The sequence below is a fragment of the Frigoribacterium sp. Leaf415 genome (assembly GCF_001424645.1).
Lineage (GTDB): Bacteria > Actinomycetota > Actinomycetes > Actinomycetales > Microbacteriaceae > Frigoribacterium.
Map to the genome: position 1 here is coordinate 1,065,791 of NZ_LMQR01000001.1, position 16,527 is coordinate 1,082,317.

A 16,527-nucleotide genomic window follows, 5' to 3' on the forward strand; every position below is an offset into this window, starting at 1 on the left:
GCCGGCCCCGCGGACCGCGGCAGAGCGCAGGAGGCGCGGTGAGGGACCCCTCGCGCCGCGCCTCCTGCGGGTGGTCGCCTCGTGCGACCGGGCCCGGCTCTCAGGTCAGCGAGAACCAGACCGTGGTCTCGCCCGGCACCTCGGTGACGCCGGCGAGCGTGTCGTGCAGCGGCTCGCTGGAGGCCAGGACGCGCGCCCCGGCGGGCAGGTCGACCGGGCCGCCGCCGAAGTTCGTCAGCGAGTGCCAGCCGTCGTGGCGCGCGAAGTGCACGACGTCGTCCGAGGCGCCCTCGGCCCACCGCAGGCTCTCGCCCTGCTGCAGCTCGTGTCGCAGGGCGAGCGCGCGGCGGTAGATGGACAGGGTGGACTCGTCCTCGTCGTCCTGCACCGAGATGGCGAGGTCCTCGAACCACTCGGGCTGCGGCAGGTGCGGGGCGTGGTCGCCGAAGCCCAGTGCGGGCTCGCTGGTGTCCCAGGGCAGGGGGACGCGGCTGCCGTCGCGGCCCTTCCGTCGGTGGCCGGTGCGGGTCCAGACGGGGTCCTGCAGGTCGCCAGGCTGCAGGTCGGCCACCTCGAAGAGGCCCAGCTCTTCGCCCTGGTAGACGTAGGCCGAGCCGGGCAGGGCCAGCATCAGCAGCGTCGCGGCCCGAGCCCGACGCAGGCCTGCGTCCGGGTTCAGGGTCGGACGTCGTCCGTCGCTCAGCACGAAGGCGTCGAGGTCCTGCCCCTTCGGCAGGCCGTAGCGCGTGGCGTGACGGACGACGTCGTGGTTCGAGAGAACCCAGGTGCTCGTGGCCCCGCTGACCGCCGCCTGCTCGAGGGTCGACGCGATGATCGCGCGGTACTGGTCGGCGTCGAAGTCGGCCCGGGTGAGGGCGAAGCTGAAGGCCTGCCCCAGCTCGGTGGGGCGGGCGTAGAGCGGGACGCGCTCCGGCTGCACCCAGGCCTCGGCGACGGCGCTGCGGGGCGGGTCGTACTCGTCGAGGACGCGGCGCCAGCCTTCGAAGATCACGTGCACCTCGTCGCGGTCGTAGAGCGGGTCGCTGCCGTCGACCGGAAGGTCCTTGCGCTCCGCGGCGTCGCGGAGGGGTTCGGTGAGATCTTTCGCGAGCCCGTGGGCGACGTCGACCCGGAAGCCGTCGACGCCACGGTCCGACCAGAACCGCAGCGTCCCCTCGAAGTCGGCGCGGACCTCGGGGTTGCTCCAGTCGAGGTCGGGCTGCTCGGGGGCGAAGAGGTGCAGGTACCACTGCTCGGGTGTGCCGTCGGGGCGCGTCAGACGGGTCCATGCGCCTCCGCCGAAGTTCGACACCCAGGTGGACGGAGGAGTGGCACCGCCGTCGCCGAGGCCGTCCCGGAACACGTAACGGGCCCGGGCGGCGCTGCCGGGTTCGGACGCGACGGCCTCACGGAACCACTCGTGGTCGCTCGAGGTGTGGTTGGGGACGATGTCGACGACGACCTTCAGTCCCGCTGCGTGGAGGGCGGCGACCATCTCGTCGAAGTCGTCGAGGGTGCCCAGGCGGGGGTCCACGTCACGGTGGTCGGCGACGTCGTAGCCGCCGTCGGCGAGCGGGGACGGGTAGAAGGGGCTCAGCCAGACGGCGTCGACCCCCAACCGTTGCAGGTAGGGCACGCGCGAGGTCACGCCGGGCAGGTCGCCGATCCCGTCGCCGTTCGCGTCGGCGAAGCTCCGCGGGTACACCTGGTAGACGACGGCCTGCCGCCACCAGTCGGCGTCGGCAACGGGCGACGGGTGGATCGTGGACGCACGGGAGGCGGGGGAGTCGGTCATGGGCCGAGGATGCCACGTCTCGGGAGCGGGCGGCGTCGATGCCTCGACGGTGGCGCCGGGCCGGGGACCTCGGTCCAGGAACGACGAAAGGCCCTGCGGATGCAGGGCCTTTCGGTGATGGACGTGGGCGATACCGGGCTCGAACCGATGACCTCTTCCGTGTGAAGGAAGCGCGCTACCAACTGCGCCAATCGCCCGTGTGGGACTCGACGATGCTAGTGCATCGCGGGGCTCGAACGCCATTCGGTCGATCGTCGAGGCCCCCGTCGAGAGCTGCCCGGCTACCGATCAAGACACGAACTTCCCTCGATTTGGTTTCTGCCCCGGGGTGTGGGTATTGTTCTTTTGCACGCAGAAATGCAAAGCGAAATGCGGATGTGGCGCAGCGGTAGCGCATCACCTTGCCAAGGTGAGGGTCGCGAGTTCGAATCTCGTCATCCGCTCGAGTGTAATGCTCACCAGAGGGTGGTCCACCGACTGGTGGCCTCCCTCTGGGGGGCTACTCGTATGGTGGAGTGGCCGAGAGGCGAGGCACCGGCCTGCAAAGCCGTTCACGCGGGTTCAAATCCCGTCTCCACCTCCACTCGATCTAGACCTAGGTCTAGAATCGATGTTGCAATTGAATACTGCGGTTCGAGGGTTCGCTCTCGCATCGTTGAGACATGAGCGATTGGCGCAGCGGTAGCGCGCTTCCCTGACACGGAAGAGGTCGCTGGTTCGATCCCAGTATCGCTCACACACAGAAAGCCCCGGCCTCGGCCGGGGCTTTCGTCATGTTCGGGCAGAGCCCGAACATCCTGCCGAGATGTCACGACGTGCCGCTCACCTCTCGAAGTGAGCGGCACGTCGTGACATCTCGCCGCCTTGCCCTAAGGCGTGCCGGTCCCCGTCCCGAGACCGACTCCGTTGCCTCGGCCGTTCCCGTTCCCGCTGTTGCCCGGCCCGCTGTTCCCGTTGCCGTTCCCGCTGTTGCCCGGCCCGGTGTTCCCACCCGGGACGTCGACACCGGGAACGTCGACCGTCGGGGGCGTCACGGGGTCGACCGTGGGCTGCGTCGTCGGCTCGACCGGCGCCTCCTGGGTCGGGCTGACCTCGTCCGAGGGCGCCGGATCCGCCGGTGACTCGTCGGTGGAGTCCTCCGACGGCGACGGCGACTCGTCGTCCGACGACTCGGAGGGCGTCGTCGACGGGTCCGACTCGACACTCGGGCTCGTGCTCTCGGTCGGGCCGACCAGGTCGCCGTCGCGCGTGGCGGCCCAGCCGATGCCGACCGCCAGAAGCGCGGCGACGACGATCGCCGCCAGCACGAGGGGCCAGCGCCGGCGCTTCCGGGTCCCCTCGTCGGACTCGACGTCGGCGACGAGGTCCGCGGCATCCGCCCCGGACGCCGCCCCCGCTCCGAGCACCTGCGTGCGAGCGTCGTCCCGGGGCAGGACGCGAGTGGGCGTGTCGCCGCCGGGCAGGGCGGCCGTCGGCACGTCGGGAGCTGCCATGACGCGGGTGACGGCATCGGTCGACCCGGCGCCTTCGACGGCCAACGTGCGGGCCGCCCGTGCCACCTCGGCGGCGGCGGGACGGTCCTCCGGTGCGCGCGAGGTCATGCGCGTCAGCAGCTCCGCCCACCCCGAACCGATCGAGGCCGGGATCTCGGGGTCGCGAGTCAGACGAGCCATGACCGACTCGACGACCGAACCCGTGAAGACGCGCTTCCCGGTCAGAGCTTCGACCAGGACCAGTCCGAGTGAGTAGACGTCGGACGCGGGGGCCGGCGGTCGCCCCTCGGCCTGCTCCGGGCTGACGAAGGCGGCGGTGCCCATCAGGGTGCCCGTGGCCGTCACCCGCGTCGAGTCGATCAGGTAGGCGATGCCGAAGTCGGCGAGCTTGGCCCTGCGGGGGTCGCCCTCGTGGTGCGGAGCCGCGAGCAGGATGTTCGCGGGCTTGACGTCCCGGTGGACGACGCCGGCACGGTGGACCGCCGCCAGGCCGTCCGCGACGTCGCCGAGCAGCGCCGCGGCCTCGGCGTGTGACAGCGGCCCGTCGGCGAGCACGGTCTGCAGGGTCGGACCGTCGACGTACTCCATCACGAGGTAGGCGTCGTCGTCGTGTCCGTCGCCCTCGACGCGGGCGTCGTAGAGCGTCACGAGTCCCGGGTGGTTCAGTGAGGCGAGTAGGCGCACCTCGCTCACCTGTCGGGTGAGGTCGTGGACGTCGTGCCCGTCCGACGAGAAGAGCTTGACGGCGACGACCCGGCCGAGCTCGAGGTCGTTCGCTCGGTAGACGGCCCCCATGCCTCCGCGGCCGACGATCGCGTCGATGCGGTACCGACCGCCGACGGTCGTGCCGAGGCGGGGGTCGGCCTGCTCACGGGGGCTCATGCGCCGGCTCCCGTCGAGGCGTCGGTGAGCACCGGGGCGGTGCCACCACCCGACCCGCGACTCGCTGCGAGACGGTCGGCGACCGCGTCGAGCACGGTCTCGGCCACGGCGGCCTTCGACCCCTCGGCCTCGGCCACCACCTCACCGTCCGAGTCGATCACGACGACCGCCGTGTCGTCGCTGCCGAAACCGGTCGTCCAGCCGACCGCGTTCAGCACGAGCAGGTCCGCCCCCTTCCGTCGCTGCTTGGCGCGCCCGAGCGACAGCAGTTCGTCGCGGTCACCTGCCGTCTCGGCCGCGAAGCCGACGACCACCTGCCCCGCGGGACGACGGGCGACGAGTCCGGCCAGGACGTCCGGGGTCCGGACGAGGCGAACGATCAGTTCGTCGCCCGAGTCGTCCTTGCGGATCTTTCCGTCCGCCACCGAGAGGGGCCGGTAGTCGGCGACCGCGGCCGCCATGATGACGACGTCGGCTGGGGGGGAGTGCTCGGTCATGGCCGCCTCGAGTTCGAGGGCGGTGCCGACCTCGACGACGTCGACCGCGGCGTCGTCGACGAGCGTCTGCCGCACGGCTCCGTCGAGCGCGGCGGCGACGACGGTGACGCGGGCCCCGCGTCGGGCCGCCCCGAGGGCGAGCGCAGCTCCCTGGGTGCCGCTCGACCGGTTGCCGACGAACCGCACCGGATCGAGGGGCTCGCGGGTGCCACCGGCCGAGACGACCAGCCGCAGGCCGTCCAGGTCGCCGACCCGCGCCTCCTGGGCCCGTTTCCTCTGTGCCCGCGCACCGGGGACGGCGGCGGGGGAGGCGTCGAGGCCGGTCGGGCCGGTCACGCGGGCGAGTGCCGCGGCGACGATCTCGTCGGGCTCGCTGAGCCGGCCGGGCCCCACGTCGCCGCCGGTCAGCGGCCCGTCGTCGGGCCCGACGACGGTCACCCCGCGCGACCTCAGCAGGTCGACGTTCGCGACCGTGGCCGGATTCAGCCACATCTCGGTGTGCATGGCGGGCGCGACGACGAGCGGTGCGGTGCTCGCGAGGATCGTCGTGCCGAGCAGGTCGTCCGACAGCCCGTGCGCGATCTTCGCCAGGGTGTGCGCGGTCGCCGGCGCCACGACGATCAGGTCGGCCCGTTGCCCCAGGGTCACGTGCCGCACCTCGGCGACGTCGTCGAAGACGGACGTGTGGACGGGGTTGCGGCTCGTGGCCTCCCAGGTCGGCGCCCCGACGAAGCGCAGGGCGGCCTCGGTCGGGACGACGTGGACGTCGTGCCCGCGCAGCACGAGACCGCGGACGACCCCGACGGCCTTGTACGCCGCGATGCCGCCCGAGACGCCGACGACGACGGACAGGCGACGCGGGGCGTCGGGGGAGGAGCGGGGGTGGTCGTGCGTCACGGTGGGCCTCGTCGATCGATGCGTCGGTCGGCCGACCCGGTGCCGGGTCGGTAGCGTTGCCCCCCACGATGCCGCATCCCGCGGCCGAGCGTCGGCCCCGACCCGACGAGCCCCCACCCTGAGGACCCCATGTGCACCGTCGTCGTCGCCGTCCAGCCGGGTGCGCCCTGGCCCGTCGTCTTCCTGGGACTCCGTGACGAGTCGCCCGACCGCCCCTGGGACGAGCCGGGCCCCTGGTGGCCCGACCTCGGCGAGAGGGTGACCGGGGTGCACGACCGCGAGGCGGGTGGCGCGTGGTTGGCGACCGCCCGGGGGCCGAGTCGCGCGAGCGTCGTGCTCAACCGTCACGAGGCGCCGACGCCGCCGACCGGTGGGTGGACCACCCGCGGCGCGCTGCCCCTCCGGGCCGCCGCCGACGGGCTCCTGCCCGTGGGGTCCCAGACGACCCGCACCTTCAACCTGCTGACGGCGGACGCAGGAGGCGCGGTGCACTCCGTGTGGGACGGCGCCGTCACCGAGACGGCCCGCCTCGCCCCCGGGGTCCACCTGCTGACGCACGCCGCCCCCGACGACCGGTCCGTGTCCCGGGTCGACCGCTGGCTCCCTCGGTTCCGCGACGTCGCGCCTCCGACCGGTCCGCTGCCGCCGGCGACCGAGGGCGAGGGCAGCTGGACGCCGTGGCTCGACCTGCTGCGCGAGAGCAGCGCCCTGTCGACGGACGACGACGACGCGCTCGTACGGGCCGACCTCGTGGACGGGCACCTCTTCCATTCGTTGTCGCTCAGCACCGTCGCTGTCTCGGCCGACGACGTGGCCCACCGGCACGTGCGCCTCGACGGCGCGCCCTCGGTGGCGGAGGCGATCGCGCGGCGATGACGCGTGCGTCGCATCGGCCGGCGCCGGAGGCGTCACGTCACGCGAAGTCATCGGGAATCCCGCCCGCCCCCGCGGCGTTAGTGTCGGGAGGCTCGTCCGACCCCCGAGCCGCAGCAAAGGAACCCTCGTGAAGATCACCGCCGTCCGCACCGTCCGCCGCCTCGCCTCCGTCGGCGTCATCGCCGCCGCCGCCGTCGCCCTGGCCGCCTGCGCGCCCGCCTCCACCGACGGGGTCGTCCAGTCCACCGGCAGCGCGACCGCCGACACGAGCGCGGCGAAGAGCCTGTCCGACATCCAGGCGGCCGGCGAGATCGTCATCGGCACCGAGGGCACCTACCAGCCCTTCACCTACCACGAGGGCGGGGCCGGCGCGCTGACCGGCTACGACGTCGACGTCGCCACGGCCGTCGCCGAGAAGCTCGGCGTCACGCCGACCTTCGAAGAGACTCAGTTCGACGCCCTGCTCGCCGGGCTCACCGCCGGCCGCTTCGACCTCGTCGCGAACCAGATCTCGATCACCGACGAGCGCGAGGCGACGTACGACTTCTCGACGCCCTACACGGTCAGCCGCGGTGTCGTGATCACGCCCGCCGACAACACCGACATCACCTCGCTCGCCGACCTGAAGGGCAAGACGACGGCCCAGTCGCAGTCGAGCAACTTCTACACGACCGCAAAGGACGCGGGCGCCGACGTGCAGGTCGTCGAGGGCTGGGCCCAGTCGGTCGCACTCCTCGAGCAGGGCCGCATCGACGCGACGGTCAACGACGAGCTGACCTTCCTCGACTACGTCAAGACCAACCCGGACCAGGCCGCCGGCATCAAGATCGCGGCGACCACCGACGACGTGTCGCGCTCGGCCCTGGTCACCACGAAGGGCAGCGACGACCTCGTGACGGCGATCGACGACGCCCTCGCCGAGCTGAAGGCCGACGGCACGCTGTCGACCATCAGTGAGAAGTACTTCGGCCAGGACGTCAGCGAGTAGGCGTGCAGTCCTCCCTCGACCTCTTCTTGCGGTCGCTCTGGCCGATCGTGTCGGGGGCGCTCGTGGCGTCGATCCCGCTCGCCTTCGCGTCGATGGCGATCGGGCTGGTCATCGCCGTCGTCATCGCGCTCATGCGCCTGTCGGGCAAGGCGGTGCTCGCGGGCATCGCCCGGGTGTACATCTCGATCATCCGGGGCACGCCCCTGCTCGTGCAGCTCTTCGTCGTCTTCTACGGGCTGCCGTCGATCGGCGTCAGGCTCGATCCCTGGCCGAGCGCGATCATCGCGTTCTCGCTGAACGTCGGCGGGTACGCCGCCGAGGTCATCCGGGCCGCGATCCTCTCGGTGCCCAAGGGTCAATGGGAGGCCGCCCACACGATCGGCATGTCGCGGGGGCTCGCCCTGCGGCGGATCATCCTGCCGCAGGCGGCCCGCGTCTCGGTGCCGCCGCTGTCGAACACCTTCATCAGCCTGGTCAAGGACACCTCGTTGGCGAGTGTCATCCTCGTCGTCGAGCTCTTCCGTCAGGCGCAGCAGATCGCGACGGTCTCGAACCAGTTCCTGCTCATCTACCTCGAGGCCGCCCTGGTCTACTGGGTGATCTGCCTGATCCTGTCGTTCGGGCAGGACGCCCTCGAGAAGAGATTGGACCGCCACGTTGCCCGCTGACGTCACCCCGCCACGGCCCTCCGGGGCGACCGGTGCCCCCGTGCTGACCGTCCGCGGCCTGCACAAGGCGTTCGGCGCGAACGAGGTGCTGCGCGGCATCGACCTCGAGGTGCGGCGTGGACGCGTCGTCGCGATCATCGGCCCCTCGGGGTCGGGCAAGACGACCGTGCTGCGGTCGCTCAACAGCCTCGAGGTGCCCGACGGGGGAGTCGTCACGCTCTCCGACGGTCGGTCGATCGACTTCGGGGCCAAGGTCGGCAAGCGCGACCTGCTCGCCCTGCGCGACCGGTCGTCGATGGTGTTCCAGCACTTCAACCTGTTCCCGCACCTCACGGTGCTGCAGAACGTCGTCGAGGGCCCGGTGCGCGTCCAGGGACGCGATCCGAAGGAGGCGCGGGCCGAGGCCGAGGCGCTCCTCGCGCGGGTGGGCCTCGCCGAGAAGGCCGACGCCTACCCGTCCGAGCTCTCGGGCGGCCAGCAGCAGCGCGTCGGCATCGTGCGCGCACTCGCGCTGCGGCCCGAACTGCTGCTCTTCGACGAGCCGACCTCGGCCCTCGACCCCGAACTGGTCGGCGACGTCCTCACGGTCGTCAAAGAACTCGCCGACGAGGGCTGGACGATGATCGTCGTCACCCACGAGCTCGAGTTCGCCCGCCGGGTGGCCGACGAGCTGCTCTTCATGGACGCCGGTGTCGTCGTCGAGCGGGGCCGTCCCGCCGACGTGCTGTCCCGCCCGCGCGAGGCCCGCACGCAGCAGTTCCTGCGGCGGGTGCTCAAGCCGCTCGACGACTGACGGGGCGTCCGCTCGCGAGTCGACCCGCGCCTCCTCGTCCACCGGACCAGGAGGCGCGGGTCGTCACCCCGCGGACGCTCAGCCGAACAGACGGTGCGACGCGATGCGCGCGCCCTTGCCGAGCGACGCCAGCTTGGCGACGGCGATCTGCGGGTGGATGCGACCGCCCAGGCCGCAGTCGGTCGAGGCGACGACGTTCTCGGGTCCGACCAGCGACGCGAACCGTTCGATGCGGTCGGCCACGAGCTCGGGGTGCTCGACCACGTTCGTGGCGTGGCTGACGACGCCCGGCACGATCTTCTTGCCCTCGGGCAACTCCACGTCGCGCCAGAGCTTCCACTCGTGGTCGTGACGGACGTTGGCCGCCTCGAACGAGTACGAGCCGGCGTCGATCTCGAGCATGAGGTCGACGATGTGGCGGAACTCGACGTCGGTCGTGTGCGGGCCGTGCCACGAGCCCCAACAGAGGTGGAACCGCACCTGCTCGGGCGGCAGGCCGCGAAGGGCGTGGTTGAGCGCCTCGACTCGGATGCGCGTGAAGGCGCGGTAGTCCTCGACGCTCGGCTCGGGGTTGATCTGGTCCCAGTTCTCGGCGATCGAGGGGTCGTCGATCTGCACGGTCAGACCGGCCTCGACGATGGCCGTGTACTCCTCGCGCAGCACCTCGGCCCAGGCCCAGATGTGCTCTTCCTCGGTGGCGTAGAAGTCGTTCGCGATGCGGGCTCCGCTCCCCGGTGACAACGAGGTGATGAAGCCCGAGGGCGAACCGCTCGCCTGGAGGCCGGCCTTCAGGTTGGCGATGTCCGAGGCGATGGCGGACTGTCCGACGTACGCCAACGGGCCCGTCGTGCTCGGGAACGGCGTGGCGCCCGAGCCCGTGCCGATGCCCGAGGTCGGGTCGGTGTAGGCGTCGTGGAACGTCTGCCAGTCGCGGCGGTCGGGGAACGACGTCAGCCGCACGTCGCCGGGGGAGGACCGCACGGCCGGCTGGCTGAAGATGTCCGACCCGGTCAACGACAGCCCGCTCACGCGCTGGAACGAGTACGACCACCAGGCGCCGTAGTCGACGGCGCTCGTCATGGCCTTGCCGTACTCGCCGTCCCCGACGATCGTGATGCCGAGGTCGTGCTGGCGGCGCACGAGATCGACGACGGCGTCGGTCAACAGGGCGTCGAACTCGGGGGTGCGCTCGAGGGTGAAGCCGTCCTCGCCGAGGGCGCGCGCGTCGTTCGCCGCGATCAGCTCGGGCGTGCGCGGCAGGCTTCCCGCGTGGGTGGTCTCGATCCGGCCGGGGGTGGTCGTCATGGGGTGCTCCGTTCGTCGCCACCACTCTGGCCCTCGACCCCTGTCGTGTGCGACGTACACGACACGGGGCGTCACAGCCGCGGGGTCGGGAACACCATGAGGTCGGGAACACCATGCGGTCGGGAACACCATGCGGTCGGGAACACCGGGCGGTCGGCGACCGTTGCGTCCTGTGTCGGCCGACGCCGGGCCCCTCGGGGCGCCTCGCTACGATCGACGGGAAGGGACATCGTGACCACCACCTCCTCCGCACCATCCACCGCCCGTCCGGGGCTGTCCGACGACGACGCCCGCCGTCTGCGCGCCGACTTCCCCCTGCTGCGGCAGGACGTCAACGGCGAGCCGCTCGCCTACCTCGACTCGGGGGCGACCGCACAGCGACCGACCACCGTGCTCGACGCCGAGCGCCGCTTCCTCGAGACGACCAACTCGGCCGTGCACCGGGGCGCGCACACGCTCGCCGCCCTGTCGACCGAAGCCTACGAAGAGGCGCGAGAGACGGTCGCCCGCTTCGTCGGTGCCGACGTCGACGAGATCGTCTGGACCTCGAACGCGACCGACGCGCTCAACCTCGTGGCGTACGGCGTCGCGAACGCCACGCACGGCCGGGGTGGCGAGGCCGCGCGACGCTTCGCCCTCGCGCAAGGTGACGAGATCGTCGTCACCGAGGCCGAGCACCACGCGAACCTCGTCCCGTGGCAGGAACTCGCCGCGACGACGGGCGCCACGCTGCGGTTCGTGCCCGTCCACGACGACGGCACCTGGACCACCGCCGACGCGGCGTCCGTCATCGGACCCCGCACGCGCCTCCTCGCCTTCGCCCACGTCTCGAACGTCACCGGCTTCGTCGCGCCCGTCGCCGAGCTCGTGGCGCTGGCGCACGCCGTCGGCGCCCTCGTCGTCCTCGACGCCTGCCAATCGGCACCGCACCGCCCCGTCGACCTGCACGGCCTCGACGTCGACTTCGCCGCGTTCTCGGGCCACAAGATGCTGGGGCCCACGGGCATCGGCGTGCTCTACGGGCGGGCCGAGCTGCTGAACGCCCTGCCGCCGTTCCGCACCGGCGGGTCGATGATCACGACGGTCACGATGGAGGGCGCCGAATACCTCCCCGCCCCGCAACGCTTCGAGGCCGGCACGCAGCCCGTGTCGCAGGCCGTGGCCCTCGCCGAGGCCGTGCGCTACCTCGAGGCCGTCGGCATGGACCGCGTGCGCGAGCACGAAGAGGCCCTCGCCGACCTGCTCGTCCGCGGTCTCGACACGATCGACGGTGTCACGGTCGTCGGACCGCCGGCCGGGGTGCCACGATCGGGACTCGTGAGCTTCGTCGTCGACGGGGTGCACGCCCACGACGTCGGCCAGTTCCTCGACGCCCGGGGCATCGCCGTGCGCGTCGGCCACCACTGCGCCCAACCGCTGCACCGCCGTCTCGGGGTGACGGCCACGACGCGGGCCAGCACGTACCTGTACTCGTCGAGCGACGAGGTCGACCGGCTGGTCGCCGGGGTCGCCGAGGTCCGCGACTACTTCGGCGTCGCGGGCCCGACGGCCCCCGACGAGAAGGCCGAGGAGGCGCGGTGAGCGCCGCCCTCGACGGCCTGTACCAGCAGGTCATCCTCGATCACGCCAAGGCGCGCCACGGCGACGGCGAGCTGCCCGGGGCCGACGCGCAGCACCACGAACGCAACCCGACCTGCGGTGACGAGATCACCGTCCGCGTCGCCCTCGAGCCCGGCACGGACCGCATCGCCGACCTGCGCTGGCAGGGCGCGGGATGCAGCATCTCGATGGCCTCGGCCTCGGTGTTGGCACAGCTGGCCCCGGGCCGCACGCTGGCCGAGCTCGACGCACTCGTGGGGGAGTTCCGCGAGATGATGCGGTCCCGCGGAGCCGGCGAGCCCGACGACGAGGCGCTCGGCGACGCCGTGGTGTTCCACGGGGTCTCGAAGTTCGTCATGCGGGTGAAGTGCGGCATGCTCGCCTGGGTCGCGGCCGAGGCCTGTTCGACCGAGCTGCGCGCCGCCTGAGCCGTCCGCGGCCGCGTCGTCCGTCGGGGTGGCCCCGGCCGGGCGGCGGTCCGTCGACGGCTAAAGTGGTCACCGCCCCTCGACGATAGGAACCACCGCCGTGTCCGACCAGACCGACCTCGACCCGACCGCCTCCCCAGCTTCGTCCGGCCTCTCGGCCGTCGAGGCCACCGAGACGACGACCGGCTTCGACCTGTTCACCGACAAGGCGGTCGTGGCCGTCCGCGTGGCCGGCGAGCTGCGCGACCTGGCGACCGAGCTGCAGGCGGGCGACGTCGCCGAGCCGGTCACGATCGACTCGCCCGACGGCCTGGCGATCCTGCGCCACTCGGCGGCGCACGTCATGGCACAGGCCGTGCAGCAGATCGACCCCGAGGCGAAGCTCGGCATCGGGCCGCCCGTCACCGACGGCTTCTACTACGACTTCGACGTCGCGGAGCCCTTCACCCCCGACGACCTCAAGGCGATCGAGAAGGGCATGGAGCGCATCATCCGTCAGGGCCAGCGCTTCCGTCGCCGCGTCGTGACCGACGAAGAGGCCCGCGAACTGCTCGCCCACGAACCGTTCAAGCTCGAGCTGATCGGGCTCAAGGGCGGGTCGGCCGACGAGCTCGGCGCCGACGGCGAGTCCGTCGAGGTGGGCGGGGCCGAGCTCACGGTCTACGACAACCTCGACCCGAAGACCGGCGAGGTCGTGTGGTTCGACCTCTGCCGCGGTCCGCACGTGCCCAGCACGCGCCTCCTCGGCAACGCCACGAAGCTGATGCGCGTGGCGGCCGCCTACTGGCGCGGGTCCGAGAAGAACCCCCAGCTGCAGCGGATCTACGGTACGGCGTGGCCCACCAAGGACGACCTGCGCGCCTACCAGGCCCGACTCGAAGAGGCCGCCAAGCGTGACCACCGCAAGCTCGGCGCCGAGCTCGACCTCTTCTCGTTCCCCGACGAGATCGGCTCGGGGCTCGCGATCTTCCACCCCAAGGGCGGCATCATCCGTCGCCAGATGGAGGACTACTCGCGCGAGCGCCACGAGAAGGCCGGCTACGAGTTCGTCTACACGCCGCACATCACCAAGGCGGCCCTGTTCGAGACCTCGGGCCACCTGGGCTGGTACAAGGACGGCATGTTCCCGGCGATGCACCTCGACGAGGCCCGCAACGACGAGGGCGAGATCACCCGTCAGGGCGCGGACTACTACCTCAAGCCGATGAACTGCCCGATGCACATCCTGGCGTATCGGTCGTCGGCCAAGTCGTACCGCGACTTGCCGCAGCGCCTGTTCGAGTTCGGCACGGTCTACCGCAACGAGAAGTCGGGCGTCATCCACGGCCTCACCCGCGTGCGCGGCATGACCCAGGACGACGCGCACATTTTCACCACCCGTGACGACATGGCCGCCGAACTGAAGGGCACGCTCGACTTCGTCCTCAGCCTGCTGCGCGACTACGGCCTCGACGACTTCTACCTCGAGCTCTCCACGAAAGACCCCGAGAAGTACGTGGGCGACGACGCCACCTGGGACGAGGCCACGGCGACCCTGAGACAGGTCGCGGAAGAGACCGGCCTCGAGCTCGTGCCCGACCCGGCCGGCGCGGCGTTCTACGGGCCGAAGATCTCGGTCCAGGCGCGCGACGCGATCGGGCGCACCTGGCAGATGTCGACGGTCCAGCTCGACTTCAACCTGCCCGAGCGCTTCGACCTCGAGTACACGGCGGCCGACGGGTCGCGTCAGCGACCGGTGATGATCCACCGCGCGCTGTTCGGTTCGATCGAGCGCTTCTTCGGCGTGCTCACCGAGCACTACGCGGGTGCCTTCCCGGTCTGGCTGGCACCCGTCCAGGTCGTGGCGATCCCCGTCGCCGACGAGTACGGCGACTACCTCGACGAGGTCGTGGCGCGCCTCCGCCAGGTCGGCGTCCGGGCCCAGGTCGACCACAGCGACGACCGCATGCCGAAGAAGATCCGCACGCACACCAAGGCCAAGGTGCCGTTCCAGCTGATCGCCGGCGAGGACGACCGTGCGGCCGGTGCCGTCAGCTTCCGCTACCGCGACGGCTCCCAAGAGAACGGCGTGCCGCTCGACGAGGCGATCGCCAAGATCGTCTCGGCCATCGAGACCAAGGCCCAGGTCTGAGCGTGGGCGCCGAGGGGACCACGGCCGAGTCCTCTGCCGACTTCGCCGCGGTCCCCGACGCCTTCCAGCGGCTCTGGACCCCCCACCGCGCCGTCTACGTCGAGGCGGGCCAGGACGCCCACGACGACTCCTGCCCGTTCTGCAGTGCGCCGTCGAGGTCCGACGACGAGGCCCTCATCGTGGCGAGGGGTGAACACGCCTACGTGTTGCTCAACCTCTACCCCTACAACCCCGGCCACCTGTTGGTCTGCCCGTACCGGCACGTCCCGACCTACGACCTCGCCACCCCCGACGAGGTCGCCGAGATCGCGTCGCTGACCCAGACCGCCATGCGGGTCCTCACCCGGGTGTCGCACGCGCAGGGCTTCAACATCGGCATGAACCAGGGGCAGGTCGGCGGAGCCGGCATCGCCGCCCACCTGCACCAGCACGTGGTGCCACGCTACGGCGGCGATTCGAACTTCTTCCCGATCATCGCGCAGACGAAGGCCGTCACGCAGCTGCTCGGCGACGTCCGCGTCGCGGTCGCCGAGGCCTGGCCGACGGGCGACGACCGGACGACCCCGACGGCGTCCTCCGAGGTCTGAACGGGCCTAAGATGGGGGCTATCATGAGCGACACGACCCCTGCCTCCAGCCCGTCCTCCACCACCGGTTCCAGCCGCGTCAAGCGCGGCCTCGCCGAGATGCTCAAGGGCGGCGTCATCATGGACGTCGTCAACGTCGAGCAGGCGAAGATCGCCGAAGACGCCGGGGCCGTCGCCGTCATGGCCCTCGAGCGCGTCCCCGCCGACATCCGGTCGCAGGGCGGGGTCGCTCGCATGAGCGACCCCGACATGATCGACGAGATCGTCGCCGCCGTGTCGATCCCCGTCATGGCGAAGGCCCGCATCGGCCACTTCGTCGAGGCGCAGATCCTGCAGACGCTCGGCGTCGACTACATCGACGAGTCCGAGGTCCTCAGCCCGGCCGACTACGTCAACCACATCGACAAGTGGAACTTCACCGTCCCCTTCGTCTGCGGGGCCACCAACCTGGGCGAGGCGCTGCGCCGCATCACCGAGGGTGCGGCCATGATCCGCTCCAAGGGCGAGGCCGGCACGGGTGACGTGTCCGAGGCGACCAAGCACATCCGCACGATCTCGAAAGAGATCGCCCAGCTGCGGGGCCTCAAGGCCGACGAGCTCTACGTCGCCGCCAAAGAGCTGCAAGCTCCGTTCGAGCTCGTGAAAGAGATCGCCGAGACCGGCAAGCTGCCCGTCGTCCTCTTCACCGCCGGTGGCGTCGCGACGCCCGCGGACGCGGCGCTCATGATGCAGCTCGGCGCCGACGGCGTCTTCGTCGGTTCGGGCATCTTCAAGTCGGGCAACCCGGCCGACCGCGCCAAGGCGATCGTCAAGGCCACCACCTTCTTCGACGACCCCCAGGTCGTGGCCGATGCCTCACGCGGTCTCGGCGAGGCGATGGTCGGCATCAACGTGCCCGACCTGCCCGCACCCCACCGCCTCGCCGAGCGCGGCTGGTGACCCCCGGGGTCGATCGTCGGTGATGACCACCGTACGAACGCCTCGGGTCGGCGTCCTGGCCTTGCAGGGCGACTTCCGTGAGCACCTGGCCGTCCTCACCTCGCTGGGGGCCGAGGCCGTGCCCGTCCGCCGCGCGTCCGAGCTCGACGAGATCGACGGCCTGGTGATCCCGGGTGGCGAGTCCAGCGTGATGGACAAGCTGTCGCGCATGTTCGACCTCGACGAGCCGCTCCGGCGGGCCATCCGATCGGGGTTGCCCGTCTACGGCACCTGTGCCGGGCTCATCATGCTCGCCGACCGCATCGTCGACGGCATCCCTGGGCAGCGGAGCCTCGGTGGCCTGGACGTCTCGGTGCGACGCAACGCCTTCGGCTCGCAGACCGACTCGTTCGAGACCGACGTCGACGTCCCCGTGCTCGACGGTCCGCCGGTGCACGCGGTGTTCATCCGGGCCCCGGTGGTCGACGAGGTCGGGCCGGCCGCGACGGCCGTCGGCGTCCTCCAGGACGGCCGGGTCGTCGCCGTCGAGCAAGGCCCTCTCATGGGCACCTCGTTCCACCCCGAGGTCACCGACGACCTCCGGTTCCACGCACGGTTCCTCGACAAGGCCCGTGCGCGGGCGTCGCGGTAGACTCGTCGCGATCCACGTC

Annotated in this window: 14 protein-coding genes and 4 tRNA genes; 13 read left to right on the forward strand and 5 right to left on the reverse strand. The window is 71.5% G+C overall.

Translation table 11 applies throughout. From position 1 onward, the window contains the following. Positions 1 to 100: 100 nt before the first annotated feature. On the reverse strand, positions 101 to 1,795 hold the full coding sequence (locus tag ASG28_RS04865; RefSeq protein WP_055972635.1) for a glycoside hydrolase family 13 protein: 1,695 nt from the start codon (positions 1,793 to 1,795) through the stop codon (positions 101 to 103). A gap of 124 nt (positions 1,796 to 1,919) precedes the next feature. Then, positions 1,920 to 1,992: transfer RNA gene (locus tag ASG28_RS04870), tRNA-Val, on the reverse strand. A 174-nt stretch (positions 1,993 to 2,166) separates the two neighbouring features. Here ASG28_RS04870 and ASG28_RS04875 point away from each other — a divergent pair. From ASG28_RS04875 to ASG28_RS04885, 3 genes are all read left to right on the forward strand, one after another. Beyond that, a tRNA-Gly gene (locus ASG28_RS04875) sits at positions 2,167 to 2,238 on the forward strand. Positions 2,239 to 2,304: 66 nt separating this feature from the next. Continuing rightward, positions 2,305 to 2,378: transfer RNA gene (locus ASG28_RS04880), tRNA-Cys, on the forward strand. Between the two features lie 81 nt (positions 2,379 to 2,459). Continuing rightward, positions 2,460 to 2,531: transfer RNA gene (locus ASG28_RS04885), tRNA-Val, on the forward strand. Positions 2,532 to 2,664: 133 nt separating this feature from the next. Here ASG28_RS04885 and ASG28_RS04890 read toward each other — a convergent pair. Next, the gene (locus ASG28_RS04890; RefSeq protein WP_055972638.1) at positions 2,665 to 4,170 is read right to left on the reverse strand and encodes a serine/threonine-protein kinase; all 1,506 of its coding nucleotides are present in this window, start codon (positions 4,168 to 4,170) and stop codon (positions 2,665 to 2,667) included. Further along, positions 4,167 to 5,519 carry a bifunctional phosphopantothenoylcysteine decarboxylase/phosphopantothenate synthase gene (locus ASG28_RS04895; protein ID WP_055976936.1) on the reverse strand — a complete coding sequence of 451 codons (1,353 nt, stop codon included), beginning with the start codon at positions 5,517 to 5,519 and terminating at the stop codon, positions 4,167 to 4,169. Before ASG28_RS04895 ends, ASG28_RS04890 begins: the two co-directional genes overlap by 4 nt. A 174-nt stretch (positions 5,520 to 5,693) precedes the next feature. Between ASG28_RS04895 and ASG28_RS04900 the strand changes: the two genes are divergently transcribed. The 4 genes from ASG28_RS04900 to ASG28_RS04915 all read left to right on the forward strand — a co-directional run bounded on the left by ASG28_RS04900 (position 5,694) and on the right by ASG28_RS04915 (position 8,889). After that, positions 5,694 to 6,440, forward strand: coding sequence for an NRDE family protein (locus ASG28_RS04900; protein ID WP_055972641.1), 747 nt, complete (start codon positions 5,694 to 5,696; stop codon positions 6,438 to 6,440). 133 nt (positions 6,441 to 6,573) lie between these two features. Then, positions 6,574 to 7,428, forward strand: coding sequence for an amino acid ABC transporter substrate-binding protein (locus ASG28_RS04905; RefSeq protein WP_055976940.1), 855 nt, complete (start codon positions 6,574 to 6,576; stop codon positions 7,426 to 7,428). Positions 7,429 to 7,430: 2 nt separating this feature from the next. Then, on the forward strand, positions 7,431 to 8,096 hold the full coding sequence (locus ASG28_RS04910) for an amino acid ABC transporter permease (protein WP_055972644.1): 666 nt from the start codon (positions 7,431 to 7,433) through the stop codon (positions 8,094 to 8,096). Beyond that, positions 8,086 to 8,889: an amino acid ABC transporter ATP-binding protein gene (locus ASG28_RS04915; protein WP_055972646.1), complete on the forward strand. Its 804-nt coding sequence runs from the start codon at positions 8,086 to 8,088 to the stop codon at positions 8,887 to 8,889. The genes ASG28_RS04910 and ASG28_RS04915 overlap by 11 nt, the downstream gene beginning before the upstream one ends. A 78-nt stretch (positions 8,890 to 8,967) precedes the next feature. On the opposite strand, the gene ASG28_RS04920 is transcribed toward ASG28_RS04915, so the two are convergent. After that, entirely contained in the window at positions 8,968 to 10,194 is a 1,227-nt protein-coding gene (locus ASG28_RS04920; protein ID WP_055972648.1) for a cobalamin-independent methionine synthase II family protein, read from the reverse strand. A 228-nt stretch (positions 10,195 to 10,422) separates the two neighbouring features. On the opposite strand from ASG28_RS04920, the gene ASG28_RS04925 reads away from it, so the two are divergent. The 6 genes from ASG28_RS04925 to pdxT all read left to right on the forward strand — a co-directional run bounded on the left by ASG28_RS04925 (position 10,423) and on the right by pdxT (position 16,508). Next, a complete protein-coding gene (locus ASG28_RS04925) occupies positions 10,423 to 11,775 on the forward strand; it encodes an aminotransferase class V-fold PLP-dependent enzyme (RefSeq protein ID WP_369814172.1) in 1,353 nt (450 codons plus the stop codon). After that, positions 11,772 to 12,221, forward strand: a complete 450-nt coding sequence (gene sufU, locus ASG28_RS04930) for a Fe-S cluster assembly sulfur transfer protein SufU (protein ID WP_055972650.1) — start codon at positions 11,772 to 11,774, stop codon at positions 12,219 to 12,221. Before ASG28_RS04925 ends, sufU begins: the two co-directional genes overlap by 4 nt. Positions 12,222 to 12,414: 193 nt before the next feature. Then, a complete protein-coding gene (thrS, locus tag ASG28_RS04935; RefSeq protein ID WP_055976945.1) occupies positions 12,415 to 14,352 on the forward strand; it encodes a threonine--tRNA ligase in 1,938 nt (645 codons plus the stop codon). Beyond that, complete coding sequence (locus tag ASG28_RS04940; protein ID WP_055972653.1) at positions 14,349 to 14,939, forward strand: HIT family protein; 591 nt, start codon at positions 14,349 to 14,351, stop codon at positions 14,937 to 14,939. Before thrS ends, ASG28_RS04940 begins: the two co-directional genes overlap by 4 nt. 23 nt (positions 14,940 to 14,962) lie before the next feature. Beyond that, a complete protein-coding gene (gene pdxS, locus ASG28_RS04945; RefSeq protein ID WP_055972657.1) occupies positions 14,963 to 15,877 on the forward strand; it encodes a pyridoxal 5'-phosphate synthase lyase subunit PdxS in 915 nt (304 codons plus the stop codon). Between the two features lie 22 nt (positions 15,878 to 15,899). Then, positions 15,900 to 16,508, forward strand: coding sequence for a pyridoxal 5'-phosphate synthase glutaminase subunit PdxT (gene pdxT / locus ASG28_RS04950; protein WP_055972660.1), 609 nt, complete (start codon positions 15,900 to 15,902; stop codon positions 16,506 to 16,508). Positions 16,509 to 16,527: the final 19 nt, after the last annotated feature.